This window comes from Salinarimonas sp., from assembly GCF_040111675.1.
Lineage (GTDB): Bacteria > Pseudomonadota > Alphaproteobacteria > Rhizobiales > Beijerinckiaceae > Salinarimonas.
Genome location: NZ_CP157794.1, coordinates 4,883,979 through 4,896,811, shown reverse-complemented (window position 1 = coordinate 4,896,811; position 12,833 = coordinate 4,883,979). Strand labels below are relative to the sequence as shown.

Genomic DNA, 12,833 nt, shown 5'->3' with positions numbered 1-12,833 from the left:
CGCCGTGCCCGTCACGTCGGTGGAGGCCCCGGACGTCTTCGAGACATGCGCCTCAGAGGTCCAGCCGGCGCTCCTGCGAATCGAGCGTCTTCGCGGAGAGGACGCGGGCGCCGAGGGCCGTCAGGTCGCGCGCGAGGCGGTGCTCGAGAGCCGTCAGATCGGAGCGGGCCCCGGGATGATGCGCCTCGGACACGATCAGGACCCGGTCCGTCTCGGCGCCGACCGCGGAGAGCGCGCTCTGGCGGTTGGTCCAGCGGCGGGCATGAGCCGCGCCCTTCTCGTCGGCGAAGATCGTCTCGCCCTGCGCGGGCGTTTCGATCTCGCCCTGGAAGGTGAGGTAGCGCTCGTCCCCGTGCGCCTGCCGGACGATGAGCCCGCCGGCGATCTCGTCGCGGTCGAACACCGCGATCGGTATGCCGGCGCTCATCGAGGCGAAATTCAGATAGTCGACGACCGGATGCAGCTGCGGAAGCGCGCCCTCCTTCCGGAAGCGCCGCAACAGGGCCTCCGACGCGCAGCGGTACTGGGTGGGCTTCAAGCCCATGCGCGAGAACGCTTCGCGCCACGCGGCGATCTCGGGCATCTCGGCCTCCGGGACGGCCAGGCGCGCGCGCGTCTCCTCGACGAGCGGCGCGACGATCGCGGGGTCCCGGCGCATGGCGCGCACCTCGTCCACGACCATGGTCAGAACGGCGAGCGACGGGTGTCGCGACCAGATTTCGTCGGCGTGCAGGAAGTACATGCGCGGCTGTCTCCGATCGGCGTGCGCGCGGCGACGCCGGGTTCGCAGTCTTGCAGCAGCGGATTGTGATCGCAAGACGAGGCGCGGGGCGATCGCGGCGTCGCAGGTCGGAGATCGCGCGGGGCCTGGACGACACGGCGCCGGTGATCTCGGGCGCGGCGACACCGGGACGCTTGAGCACCCGCGGTCGCTCGCCTAAGATCCGCGCAACCCGGGTTCGGAGCGCGCCACGACCATGTCGATCGAGTTTCTCGTCACCTCGCTGATCGTGGTCGTCTCACCGGGCACCGGCGTGCTCTATACCCTGGCCACCGGCCTCTCGCGCGGCACGCGCGCGAGCATCGTCGCCGCCTTCGGCTGCACCCTCGGGATCGTTCCGCACATGGCGGCGGCGATCACGGGGCTCGCGGCGGTGCTGCACACGAGCGCGGTCGCCTTCGAGATCCTGCGCTACATGGGCGTCGCCTACCTGCTCTACATGGCCTGGCGGACGCTCAGGGAGCACGGCGCGCTGACGGTGGACGAGAGCGTCGCGCCGTCGTCCGCCCTGCGCACGATCCTGCGCGGGGTCCTGCTCAACGTCCTCAATCCGAAGCTGTCGATCTTCTTCTTCGCCTTCCTGCCCCAGTTCGTCGGCCCGAGCGATCCGGCCGTGCTGTGGCGGATGCTCGAGCTCAGCGCGGTCTTCATGCTGATGACCTTCGCCGTCTTCGTCGTGTACGGCGCCTTCGCCGCCTTCATGCGCCGGATGGTGATCTCGAACCCGGGCGTCCTGGTCTGGATGCGCCGGACCTTCGCCGGCGCCTTCGCCGTGCTCGGTCTCCAGCTCGCCCTCGCGGCGCGCCCCTGAGAGGCCGAGCAGACCGCCCGCGTGCTCCGGAAGGCCGAGGGTGTCGCTCGACCTCACGGCGGGACCCGCTCTTCGACGTGGAGGACGGCTGCGTCGCGCTCGGCGAGGTTGAGCCGGTGCCGAACGGCTGCCCGGACAAGTCGTGACGCCGTGCACGTAGGCCTCTCGGATCACCGCGTCGAGCGCCGTCTCCGCCCGTGCGCCTCCCGGGCATCGTCGAGATCCGCCCGATCGTGGAACGGGCTTCGACAGCTGGCGCACCACGGCTCCATTACCGATCGGAACCGCTCGCCCCGTCCACGTCTTTCCTCCCCGGCGCATCGAACACGCGCCGAGGGAGGGCGACGATGCGGAGATGGGCGGCTCGGATCCTGGCGGCGTCGTGCGGGCTCCTGCTCGCGGCGGCCGCCTGGGCGGTTCCGGTCGAGACCACCACCGGGCTGAACCTGCGCGCGGGACCCGGCGTCGGCTACAGGGTGATCGCGACCATGCCGGCCGGCGAGGTGGTCGACCTGCGCGGCTGCGACGGCGCATGGTGCGTCGTCGCGTATCGCGGCGCCCTCGGCTGGGCGAGCGGGCGCTATCTGGCGCGCATCCCCTTCCGGCCGAGCACGCGCCGCGGATTGTTCGACTGGCTGGCGCCGCCGCGGGAGCGCGTTCCCGTCGAGAGGCTCGCGCCGCCGCCGCCGGGCGGCGCGGCGCCGCGGGTGATCGAGCGACCCGCCCCGCGGCCCGCGCCGACGCAGCGGGCGCGCCCGCAGCCGGAGCGCTCCGCCCCGACGGCCTCGCCGCCCTCCGGATCGGGCGTGCTCACGGGCGCGACCCCGACCGTCACCGTACCGCGCTCGGACGAGGCGGAGCCGGACGGAACGTCCTCGACGGAGGCGGGGCGCGACACGCCCCCGCAGACCCGATCGGCCGGGGACGAGCCGAGCGACGCGTCCCGCGCGACGCAGGCCGAGCCCGAGGAGGAGGTCGACGAGGACGAGATGCGGCGACGGCGGCGTGCGCCGACGGGCGGGTCGGGCGCCGACGTGCTCTGAGGCGCCGACCGTCCAGCCGGCCCGCGCCGGGCCTCCGAGGGGTTGAACCTTCGGCCTCGAGCCCCGATTATGGACAGGAGGCCGATCGTCCCGATCGCGATCGGCAGGACATTTGCATCCACGTCCACAGCGAAACGGAGCGCTCGAAGCCGCGATCATGACCAGCCGCGACGCCCTGCCGAAACCCGTCCTGATCGTCCTGCATCAGGAAACCTCGACGCCCGGGCGCGTCGGCCGGCTTCTTCGCGAGCGGGGGCATCCCCTCGACATCCGGCGGCCGCGCTTCGACGACCCGCTGCCCGAGACGCTCGAGCACCATGCCGGGGCGGTGATCTTCGGCGGGCCGATGAGCGCCAACGACGAGGACGATTTCGTCAAGCGGGAGATCGCGTGGTGCGCCGTGCCGCTGCGCGAGGCGAAACCGTTCCTGGGGCTCTGCCTCGGCGCGCAGATGCTCGCCCGCCATCTCGGGGCGCGGGTCTACCCCCACGAGGGCGGGCGCGCCGAGATCGGCTATTACCCGCTCCAGCCGACCGCCGAGGGAACGCGGCTCTCCGCCCGCCTCGGCGTGGACTGGCCCGGCCACGTCTACCATTGGCACCGCGAGGGCTTCGACTGCCCCCGCGGGGCGGCGACGCTCGCCACCGGCGACGATTTCCCCGTCCAGGCCGTGCGCGCCGGGCCCGCCGCCTACGCCTTCCAGTTCCACCCGGAGGTCACCTACGCCATGACCTGCCGCTGGACGACCCGCGCCCACGAGCGCCTGTCCCTGCCCGGCGCGCAGCCGCGCAAGGCGCATCTGGAGGGCCGGCTGATGCACGACCCGCCGGTGCAGCTGTGGCTCGACGCCTTCCTGGACCATTGGCTCGCCGGCGGCATGGTCGACGCGGCGCCGAACGGCTCGGCCATGATCGACCGCGCGGCGGCCGTCTCGCGCTGACCGCTCGGGGGAACGCTCGGCCCGTCTCTCGTGTTTAAAACTTTAGGCGCGCGTCAGACGCGCTGGTTTTCACGAAAGAGGCTCGACCGACATGCGCGGAACCCCCATCACCGGCGCGGCCCGGGGCGTCAGCATCACGGACACCGTGGACCGGGCGCAGCGGATCCTGCAGGATCGCCCGGAGCCGCAAGGCCGGGATCGCTACGCCAACCGCACCAACCGTCCGCCGAAGAACGGCGCCAAGGCGGCGTCCGGCGACGACGCGCGCGAGGAGCCGACCGGCACCGATTCCGACGCGCAGGCGCCCGCGGAGGGCGACGCCGCGACCACCACCCGCCCGGCGCAGTGACCGGAAGGAGCGATCCCATGGCCGAGAAGAAAGCCAACCCGGCTCTGATGAAGCCCCTCACTCCCTCGCCCGAGCTCGCGGCGGTCGTCGGCTCGGATCCGCTGCCGCGTCCCGAGGTGGTGAGCAAGGTCTGGGACTACATCAAGAAGCACGATCTGCAGAACCCGCAGAACAAGCGCGAGATCATCGCCGACGAAAAGCTGCAGCCGGTCTTCGGCAAGGACCGGGTGACGATGTTCGAGATGAACAAGCACCTCTCCCGCCATCTGCACTCCTGATCCGGCGCGGGCGCGCTTTACGCGGGCGGGCCGGCCCGTCATGGTGCCGGCTCCCGCCTCGAGCCGCGCCCGTCCATGCCCGCCTTCGACACCGCTCTCGCCGTCCTCGACTGGCTCGGCCTCGTCGTCTTCGCCGTGACCGGGGCGCTCGTCGCCTCGCGCAAGGAGATGGACATCGTCGGCTTCGCGCTGCTCGGGACGGCGACCGGGATCGGCGGCGGGACCCTGCGCGACATGATCCTGGACGCGCCCGTGTTCTGGGCGGCGCAGCCGATCTATCTCGGCACCTGCCTCGCCGTCTCGATCCTGGTCTTCTTCACGGCGCACGTGCCGCAATCGCGCTACACGCTCGTGCTCTGGTTCGACGCGGCCGGGCTGGCGCTGTTCGCGGTGGCGGGCGCGGAGAAGGCGCTGGGGCTGGGCGCCGACCCGCTCGTCGCCGTGTTCCTCGGCGTCGCGACGGCGACCTTCGGCGGCATCCTGCGCGACGTCGTCGGGGCGGAGCCCTCGATCGCGCTCAGGCGCGAGATCTACGTCACCGCCGCCGTGCTCGCCGCGGGCGCCTACGTGGTGCTCGCGCACGCGGGCGTGCCGCGGGAGATCGCCATCCCGGCGGGAATCGCGGCCGGCTTCGGCCTGCGCGGAGCGGCCCTGCGCTTCGGCTGGGCGCTGCCGCGCTACCGTTCTCGGCCGGGTCGCTCGCCCGACGAGATCGGGCGCTGAGCCGGCTCGATCTCCGGCGATCTCGGAAGATGCTGCGAGAGCGCGTCGAGGCGGCCGAGCAGGTCGAGCAGCGTGGCGAGCTCGTCCTCGCTGAAATGGCTCTTGAGCCACGTGTTCCGCTGCAGCACGAACCGAGCGAGGTGGTCGTGGAGCGCCGCTCCGCTCGCCGTCAGCTGGGCGGAGGTCCGCCGCCGATGAGCCGGATCCGCCGCGACCGCGACGAGGCCGCGCTCGGAGAGCCCGCGCAGGGCGCGCGTGATTGTGGCGCGGTCCGTCGCTGCGAGCTCGGCGAGGCGAATCGGCGCGAGCCGCCCGTGGCGCCCGAGCAGGAACAGCGTGCGCAATTCGGGCAGGCCGATGCCGTGGCGCTCGACGTAGGTCGAGGCCACCGTCTGCACGAAGCGCGTGGCGAAGGAGACCACCTGGTTGAGGACGAGCTCCTTGAAGTCGACCGTCAGGGCCACGGGCGGCGGCTCCGGCGCTGGGTGCGGTCGGCGCGGCGGCGAGGGTGGCGGGACGGACATGCTCGGCTCTGGCTCGGACGCGACTGACGAGACGCTTTGCCGGTGAAATGTAGCGCGTGAAGCAGACGAGGGAAGCTCGCCGGCACTCGAGGGCGCTGATAATGTTGGTCCGTCAACATCGACGGCGACGCGGGCGGCGTCGCCCGTGACCGGGTCGGGCGCGATGCTCGCCCGCATCGTCCGACCGGGCTGCCGCGCCTGTCGCCGCGCTCACCCCAGCCCCTTCACCAGCGCCTTGAAGCGCTCCCCGCGCTCCTCGAAATTCGCGAACTGGTCGAAGGAGGCGCAGGCGGGGGAGAACAGCACCACCTCGTCGCGGCCCGTGGCGGCGGCGTCCTCCGCCGCGCGGGAGACGGCGACGTCGAGCGTGCCGCAGCGCTCGAAGGGCACGCTGCCCTGGAGCGTCATTGCGAACGCGTCGGTCGCCGCGCCGATCAGGTAGGCCTTGGCGATCCGGCCGAAATGCGGGGCCAGGGACGTGATGCCCCCGGCCTTCGGCTTGCCGCCGAGGATCCAGAACACGCGATCGAAGGCGGCGAGCGCCACCTCGGTCGAATCCGCGTTCGTCGCCTTCGAATCGTTGACGAAGCGCACGCGCCCCCGCGCGCCCGCCGGCTCCATGCGATGGGCGAGGCCGGGGAATGAACGCACGCCCGCGCGGATCGCCTCCGGCGGCGCGCCGGAGAGCCAGGCGGCGGCGCAGGCGAAGGCCGCGTTCTGGGCGTTGTGGCGCCCGCGCAGGCTCTCGACGCCATCGAGATCGGCGAGCACCAGCGCCTCCTCGAGCGCCTCCCCGGCGTTGCGGGCGCGGATCTCGCTCCCCAGCGCGAAGAAGCCCCAGGGCCGCTCGCCCCTCGCCGAGACCGGGTAGACGTCCGCCCCCTCCCGCTCGGAGAGGCGCCGGCCGATGGCGTTCGTCAGGTCGTCGTCGACGCCCACCAAAGCCGTGCGCGCGCCCGCCACCAGCCGCTCCTTGATCGCGGCGTAGGCGTCCAGCGTGCCGTGCCGGTCGAGATGGTCGGGCGTGATGTTGAGGAGGCAGCCGATCGTCGGGTCGAGGGAGGGCGTCAGGTCGATCTGGAAGGACGACACTTCGACCACGTGCACGCGCTCCTCGGAGGGCGGGTCGAGCGCGAGGATCGGCGTGCCGATGTTGCCGCCCATGGCCACCGGAAAGCCCGCCTCGCGCAGGATATGGGCGAGGAGCGCCGTCGTCGTCGACTTGCCGTTCGTGCCGGTGATCGCGAGGAACGGCGCGTCGGGCGCGATCGCCCGGCGCTCGCGGCAGAAGATCTCGATGTCGCCGATGATCTCGATCCCGGCCGCGCGCGCCTTCTCCACCGTCCAGTGCGGCGCGGGATGGGTCAGCGGCACGCCCGGCGAGAGGACGAGGGCGGAAAAGCCCGCCCAGTCCGCCTGCGCGAGATCGACTACGGGCACGCCCGCGGCCGCGGCCTCGGCGCGCTTGGCCTCGGCGTCGTCCCAGGCGGCGACGCTCGCGCCGCCGGCGATCAGCGCCTTCGCGGTGGCGAGGCCCGAGCCGCCGAGCCCGAAGAGGGCGACCGACCGCCCGGCGAAGGTCGTGGCGGGCGTCATCGCGGGGCCCCTTCCGTCAGCGCAGCTTGAGGGTGGCGAGGCCGACCATGGCGAGCACGACGGCGATGATCCAGAAGCGGATCACCACCTGCGGCTCCGTCCAGCCGAGCTGCTCGAAATGGTGGTGGATCGGCGCCATCTTGAAGACGCGCCGCCCGGTGAGCTTGAACGAGACCACCTGGATGATCACCGAGGCGGCCTCGAGCACGAAGAGCCCGCCGACGATGGCGAGCACGATCTCGTGCTTCGTCGCCACCGCGATGGCGCCGAGAAGCCCGCCGAGCGCCAGCGATCCCGTGTCGCCCATGAAGACCTGCGCCGGGGGCGCGTTGAACCACAGGAAGCCGAGCCCCGCGCCGATCAGCGCGCCGCAGATCACGGCGAGCTCGCCGGTGCCGATGACGAAGTGGATCTGCAGGTAGTTGGCGAAGATGGCGTTGCCGACGAGATAGGCGATGAAGCCGAAGCTCGCCGCCGCGATCATCACCGGCACGATGGCGAGGCCGTCGAGCCCGTCGGTCAGGTTCACGGCGTTGCCCGCGCCGACGATGACGATCGCCCCGAAGATCACGAAGAACCAGCCGAGATCGAGCAGCACGTCCTTGAGGAAGGGCAGCGCCAGGTGGTTGGCGAGGTCCGGCGAGGAGGCCCAGGCGATCGCCACCACCGCGACGCCCGCGATCGCCGCCTCGATGGCGAGGCGCGAGCGGCCGGAGAAGCCCTTGTGGGACTGCTTCGTGACCTTGAGATAGTCGTCGTAGAAGCCGATGGCGCCGAAGCCCACCGTCACCAGCATGACGATCCAGACATAGGCGTTCTCGAGATCCGCCCAGAGCAGCGTCGAGACGATGAGGCCGGCGAGGATCATCAGCCCGCCCATGGTCGGCGTGCCGCGCTTCGTCAGGAGATGCGATTGCGGCCCGTCCTCGCGGATCGGCTGGCCCTTGCCCTGGCGCACGCGCAAGGCCGCGATGATCGCGGGTCCGAACCAGAAGACGAACAGGAAGCCCGTCGCCGTCGCCATCCCCGTGCGGAAGGTGATGTAGCGCAGGACGTTGAGGACGCCGAACGTATCGGAGAGGTCGGAGAGCCAGACGAGCATGGGACGGACTTATCCTTCGCGGCCCGCGGCGGCGGCCGCCGCGGCGGCCCCGCTATAGCGCTCCTCGATCGCCTTGACGATCCTTTCCGTGCGCACGCCCCGCGACCCCTTGACCATGACGATGTCGCCGGCCCTGAGCGCGCCGGCGACCGTCGGCGCGAGCGCGTCCGACGTCTCCGCCCAGCCGCCGCGCCGCTCCGGCGGCAGCGCGCCGTGGAGGCCCTTCATCAGCGGGCCCACGGTGAAGACGAGGTCGACGCCGGCGGCGAGGGCGACGGGGGCGAGCTCGCGATGGAGCCGCGGCCCTTCCGGGCCGAGCTCCAGCATGTCGCCGAGCACCGCGACGCGCCGGCCGCGCCAGGGCAGCTCCATCTGCCCCAGCGTGTCGAGCGCGGCGCGCACGGAGGCGGGGTTGGCGTTGTAGCTCTCGTCGACGAGGGTGATCGTGCCGCCGACGACCGCGATCTCGGAGCGCGCCCCGCGGCCCGCCGGCGGCTCGACGTCGCCGAGCGCGAGCGCCGCGAGGGCGAGATCGACGCCGAGCGCCTTCACGGCCGCGAGAACGGCGAGGCTGTTCAGGGCGATGTGCCGCCCCGCCATCCCCATCCGATAGGCGAGGCGCGCCCCGAGGACGCGGGCGTCGACGATGGAGAGGTCCGGCTTCGTCACGATGGTCTCGGCCCGCACGTCGGCGCGTTCGTCCTCGCCGAACGTGACGATGCGCCCGGCCCGGCTCGCCGCGGCGAGCAGCGCGAGGCGCTCGCAATGAGGGTTGTCGCGGTTGATCACGGCGACGCCGCCGGGCTCGAGCCCGAGGAAGATCTCGCCCTTGGCGTCGGCGATGCCGCGGATTTCGCGGAAATTCTCGATATGCACCGCCTCGATCGTCGTGACGATCGCCACGTGCGGGCGCACCATGCGCGTCAAGGGCGCGATCTCGCCGGCATGGTTCATGCCGATCTCGAACACGCCGTATTCCGTCTCCGCCGGCATCCGGGCCAGCGTCAGCGGCACGCCCCAGTGGTTGTTGTAGGAGGCGGCGGAGGCGTGGGTGCGCCCGGCGCGCTCCAGCACGACCTTGAGCGCCTCCTTCGAGCCGGTCTTGCCGACCGAGCCGGTGATCGCGACGATCTTCGCGTCCGTGCGCGCCCGCGCCGCGCGACCGAGCCGCTCGAGGCCGGCGAGCGTGTCCTCCACGGCCAGCAACGGGCCGTGCCCGGCGAGCGCCGCCGCACGGTCGTGCGCCACGACCGCGGCGGCCGCGCCCTCGGCGAAGGCCTGGGCGACGTAGTCGTGCCCGTCGTTGGTGTCCCCGACGATGGCGACGAAGAGGTCCCCCGGCTGCAGCGTGCGGGTGTCGATGGAAACGCCGTCGATGCGCGCCGGAAGCGCGCCATGCGCCGTCGCGTCCATGGCCGCGCGCGCGGCCTCCCCCGTCCAGAGCGGAGCGGCGTCCTGCCTCGTCATGATCTCCTCGCCTCGATCGCCGCCCGGACCTCCTCGTGGTCGGAGAACGGCAGGGTCCGGTCGCCCACGATTTGGCCGGTTTCATGACCCTTGCCCGCGACGACGAGGACGTCGCCCGGCCCGAGCAGCGCGACGCCGGCGCGGATCGCCTCCGCCCGGTCGCCGATCTCGCGCGCGCCGGGCGCGGCCGCGAGCATGGCGGCGCGGATGGCGGCGGGGTCCTCGCTGCGGGGGTTGTCGTCGGTGACGATGACGACGTCGGCGCCCTCCACGGCGACGCGGCCCATGATCGGGCGCTTGCCGGGATCGCGGTCGCCGCCGCAGCCGACGACGACGACGAGCTTGCCGGTGGCGAAGGGGCGCAGCGTTTCCAGCACGTTGCGCAGGGCGTCGGGCTTGTGGGCGTAGTCGACCACGCACAAGGCCCCGTTCGTCTCGCCGACGCGATCGAGGCGCCCGGGCACGCCCGTCAGCCCTCCGAGCGTGGCGAGCACGGCCCCGGGCTCGGCGCCCGCCGCGACGACGAGACCCGCCGCGACGAGGGCGTTCTCGACCTGGAAGTCGCCGATCAGCGGGAAGTCGACCTCGGTCTCCCCGCCCGCATGCGCGATCGTGAGCCGCTGCGCGAAGCCCGCGCGCGCGGACGCGACGAGGCGCAGGTCCGCGCCCTTCGCGCCCGTGGTGAGCACCCGCCGGCCGGTCTCGCGGGCGACCGCCTCGGCGCGGTCCGACCAGTCCCCGTCGGCGTTGATCACGGCGGGCGCGTCCGGCGGCAGCAGCGCCCGGAACAGGCGCATCTTCGCCTCGAAATAGGCCTCCATCGTCGGATGGTAGTCGAGATGGTCGCGGCCGAGATTGGTGAAGGCGGCGGCCGTGAGGCGCACGCCGTCGAGGCGCTTCTGGTCGAGGCCGTGGGAGGAGGCCTCCATGGCGAGATGGGTGATCCCGTCCGCGGCGAGGCGCTCCAGCGTCTCGTGCAGCGCCACCGGATCCGGCGTCGTCAGCCCGCCGTACGTCGCGCCCGACGCGGTGACGATGCCGAGCGTGCCGAGGCTCGCGCAGGCGCGGCCGAGCGCGGCCTCGATCTGGCGGGCGAAATCGGCGACCGAGCTCTTCCCCGCCGTGCCGGTGACGGCGAGGATCGTCTCCGGCTGGCGCGGATGCATGCGCGCCGCCGCCTGCGCCAGGGCAGCGCGGGCGTCCGTTACGCGGATGTAGGCGACCTGCGCCGGCAGGTCGGCGGGCCGCTCCGGCTCGCCCGCGACCGCGACCGCGCCCGCGGCGATCGCCGCGGAAACGAAGGACATGCCGTCGACCCGGGTGCCGGGCACGGCGACGAAGAGGAAGCCCGCCGCGACCTTGCGGCTGTCCACCGCGACGCCGGCGATCGCGACGTCCCGCGCCTCGGGCGGGGTCTCGTCGAGAAGATCGCCGAGCCGCGCGTCGCTCACCGCTGGATCCCCCAGGCGCCGGCGCGCGCCATGGCCGGGAAGGGCGCGACCGGGGGCTCGAAGCGGGGCGGGATGTCCAGCATGGGCGCGACGCGCTCGATGATCTTTCCGGTGGTCGGGGCGGCGTTCCATCCGGACGTCGCGAAGCCGTGCGTCTCGGGCAGCGCCTTCGGCTCGTCCAGGACGGTCAGGAACAGATAGCGCGGATCGTCCGCCGGCGCGACCGCGAAGAAGGTGTTGAGCCGCTTGTCGCGGGCGTAGCGGCCGTCGACCACCTTCTCCGCCGTGCCGGTCTTGCCGCCGACGAAGAAGCCGGCGATGGCGGCCGAGCGGGCCGAGCCCTCCTCGGCGTTGAGCCGCATGACGTAGCGCAGGGCCTCGCTCGTCTCCCGCGAGATCACCTGGTCGGCGAGCGCCTGCGCCTCGTCCTCCGAGCGCGCGAGGAAGGTCGGCGGGATCAGATAGCCGCCGTTGACCATCGCGGCCGTGGCCATGCTCGCGGCGAGCGGCTGCACGGCGATGCCGTGGCCGAAGGAGATGGTGGCGGTGTTGATCTCGCCCCAGCGCGGCGGCAGGATCGGCGCGGCGCTCTCGGCGAGCTCCGTGCGCAGGCGCCCGAGGAGGCCGAGCTCGCGCAGGAAGTCCTGCTGGTGCTGCGGCCCCAGCGCCAGCGCCATCCGCGCCGTGCCGACGTTGGAGGAGTGGATGAACACCTCAGGCACGGTGAGCGGCCGGTTCTCGCCGCGATAGTCGCTGATGGTCTGGCGGCCGAAGCGCAGCGAGCCGCGGGCGTCCAGCACCGAGTTGATGGTGAAGCGGCCCGATTCGAGCGCCTGGGCGGTGGTGACCGCCTTCATCACCGAGCCCATCTCGTAGACGCCGACGTTGATCCGGTTGATCCGGTCGGGCTGGAGGGCGTCGGTGGGGACGTTCGGGTCGAAGTCCGGCAGCGAGACCAGGCTGACGATCTCGCCGGTGCGCACGTCGAGCACGAGGCCCGCGGCGGCGATGGCGGAGAATTTCTCCATCGCCGCGGCGAGCTCCGCGCGCTGGGCGTGCTGGACGCGCAGGTCGATGGACAGCCGCACCGGCTCGAGCTCCGGCGTCTCGCCGGGCGGGATGTCCTCGCCCTTCAGGACGAGGCCCCGCGCGTCGATCCACTGCTCGATGCCGGCGATGCCGACGTTGTCGATGTCGGCGAAGCCGAGCACGTGCGCGGCCGCGACGCCGTTGGGATAGACGCGCTTGTTCTCCGGCAGGAAGCCGACGCCGGGAATGCCGAGGGCGTGCACCTCCGCCTGCTGGCGCGGCGTGATCTCGCGCTTGACCCAGATGAAGCCGCGGTTCGTCGAGAGCTCGTTGCGCAGCCGGGTCGCGTCGAGATCGGGGAAGACGGCGGTGAGCAGCTCCGTCGCCTCGTCGGGGTCGATGACGTTGCGCGGCTCGGCGTAGACCGAGACCATGGTGATGTCGGTCGCGAGGATCTCGCCGTTGCGGTCGAGGATGTCCGGGCGCACCGCGCCGATCTCGCTCGAGGCCGCTCCGCGCGCGCTGCGCTCCACGTCCGGCTGGACGCCGAGCATGACCAGGCGGCCGGCGACGACCGCGAACAGGCCGGCGAAGCAGACCATGACGAGGGCGACGCGCGCCCGGCTCTTGTCGGCGCGCAGGCTGAACAGCCGGCCGAAGAAGCCGCGGCGGCGCTTGTCGGGGCCGGTCTGCGGCGCGGGCTCGTCGTCGGGGTGGTGGGTCTCGCGCGACACGGGGC

At 72.7% G+C, this 12,833-nt stretch carries 13 protein-coding genes; 6 read left to right on the top strand and 7 right to left on the bottom strand.

The window, feature by feature from the left end; all coding sequences use genetic code 11:
• Positions 1-52 precede the first annotated feature (52 nt).
• A complete protein-coding gene (locus tag ABL310_RS22715) occupies positions 53-742 on the bottom strand; it encodes a phenylalanine--tRNA ligase beta subunit-related protein (protein ID WP_349369271.1) in 690 nt (229 codons plus the stop codon).
• A 235-nt stretch (positions 743-977) separates the two neighbouring features.
• Here ABL310_RS22715 and ABL310_RS22710 point away from each other — a divergent pair, with 235 nt between their 5' ends.
• The 6 genes from ABL310_RS22710 to ABL310_RS22685 all read left to right on the top strand — a co-directional run bounded on the left by ABL310_RS22710 (position 978) and on the right by ABL310_RS22685 (position 4,925).
• Positions 978-1,592 carry a LysE family translocator gene (locus tag ABL310_RS22710; protein WP_349369270.1) on the top strand — a complete coding sequence of 205 codons (615 nt, stop codon included), beginning with the start codon at positions 978-980 and terminating at the stop codon, positions 1,590-1,592.
• A 347-nt stretch (positions 1,593-1,939) separates the two neighbouring features.
• Positions 1,940-2,635: an SH3 domain-containing protein gene (locus ABL310_RS22705; protein ID WP_349369269.1), complete on the top strand. Its 696-nt coding sequence runs from the start codon at positions 1,940-1,942 to the stop codon at positions 2,633-2,635.
• Positions 2,636-2,792: 157 nt separating this feature from the next.
• Complete coding sequence (locus tag ABL310_RS22700; RefSeq protein ID WP_349369268.1) at positions 2,793-3,575, top strand: glutamine amidotransferase; 783 nt, start codon at positions 2,793-2,795, stop codon at positions 3,573-3,575.
• 91 nt (positions 3,576-3,666) lie between these two features.
• Positions 3,667-3,924 (top strand): hypothetical protein, encoded by a 258-nt coding sequence (locus tag ABL310_RS22695; protein WP_349369267.1) that lies wholly within the window; start codon positions 3,667-3,669, stop codon positions 3,922-3,924.
• 17 nt (positions 3,925-3,941) lie between these two features.
• A complete protein-coding gene (locus tag ABL310_RS22690; protein WP_349369266.1) occupies positions 3,942-4,202 on the top strand; it encodes an SWIB/MDM2 domain-containing protein in 261 nt (86 codons plus the stop codon).
• A 75-nt stretch (positions 4,203-4,277) separates the two neighbouring features.
• Positions 4,278-4,925 (top strand): trimeric intracellular cation channel family protein, encoded by a 648-nt coding sequence (locus ABL310_RS22685; RefSeq protein ID WP_349369265.1) that lies wholly within the window; start codon positions 4,278-4,280, stop codon positions 4,923-4,925.
• On the opposite strand, the gene ABL310_RS22680 is transcribed toward ABL310_RS22685, so the two are convergent.
• The 6 genes from ABL310_RS22680 to ABL310_RS22655 all read right to left on the bottom strand — a co-directional run bounded on the left by ABL310_RS22680 (position 4,880) and on the right by ABL310_RS22655 (position 12,828).
• A complete protein-coding gene (locus ABL310_RS22680) occupies positions 4,880-5,389 on the bottom strand; it encodes a MarR family transcriptional regulator (protein ID WP_349369264.1) in 510 nt (169 codons plus the stop codon). The two genes, ABL310_RS22685 and ABL310_RS22680, sit on opposite strands and share 46 nt — an antisense overlap.
• Positions 5,390-5,659: 270 nt before the next feature.
• Positions 5,660-7,045 carry a UDP-N-acetylmuramoyl-L-alanine--D-glutamate ligase gene (gene murD, locus ABL310_RS22675; protein WP_349369263.1) on the bottom strand — a complete coding sequence of 462 codons (1,386 nt, stop codon included), beginning with the start codon at positions 7,043-7,045 and terminating at the stop codon, positions 5,660-5,662.
• A 16-nt stretch (positions 7,046-7,061) separates the two neighbouring features.
• Positions 7,062-8,147, bottom strand: coding sequence for a phospho-N-acetylmuramoyl-pentapeptide-transferase (gene mraY / locus ABL310_RS22670; protein WP_349369262.1), 1,086 nt, complete (start codon positions 8,145-8,147; stop codon positions 7,062-7,064).
• A gap of 9 nt (positions 8,148-8,156) precedes the next feature.
• Positions 8,157-9,614: a UDP-N-acetylmuramoylalanyl-D-glutamyl-2,6-diaminopimelate--D-alanyl-D-alanine ligase gene (locus ABL310_RS22665; RefSeq protein WP_349369261.1), complete on the bottom strand. Its 1,458-nt coding sequence runs from the start codon at positions 9,612-9,614 to the stop codon at positions 8,157-8,159.
• On the bottom strand, positions 9,611-11,065 hold the full coding sequence (locus tag ABL310_RS22660) for a UDP-N-acetylmuramoyl-L-alanyl-D-glutamate--2,6-diaminopimelate ligase (RefSeq protein ID WP_349369260.1): 1,455 nt from the start codon (positions 11,063-11,065) through the stop codon (positions 9,611-9,613). Before ABL310_RS22660 ends, ABL310_RS22665 begins: the two co-directional genes overlap by 4 nt.
• On the bottom strand, positions 11,062-12,828 hold the full coding sequence (locus ABL310_RS22655; protein WP_349369259.1) for a penicillin-binding protein 2: 1,767 nt from the start codon (positions 12,826-12,828) through the stop codon (positions 11,062-11,064). The genes ABL310_RS22660 and ABL310_RS22655 overlap by 4 nt, the downstream gene beginning before the upstream one ends.
• Positions 12,829-12,833 lie beyond the last annotated feature (5 nt).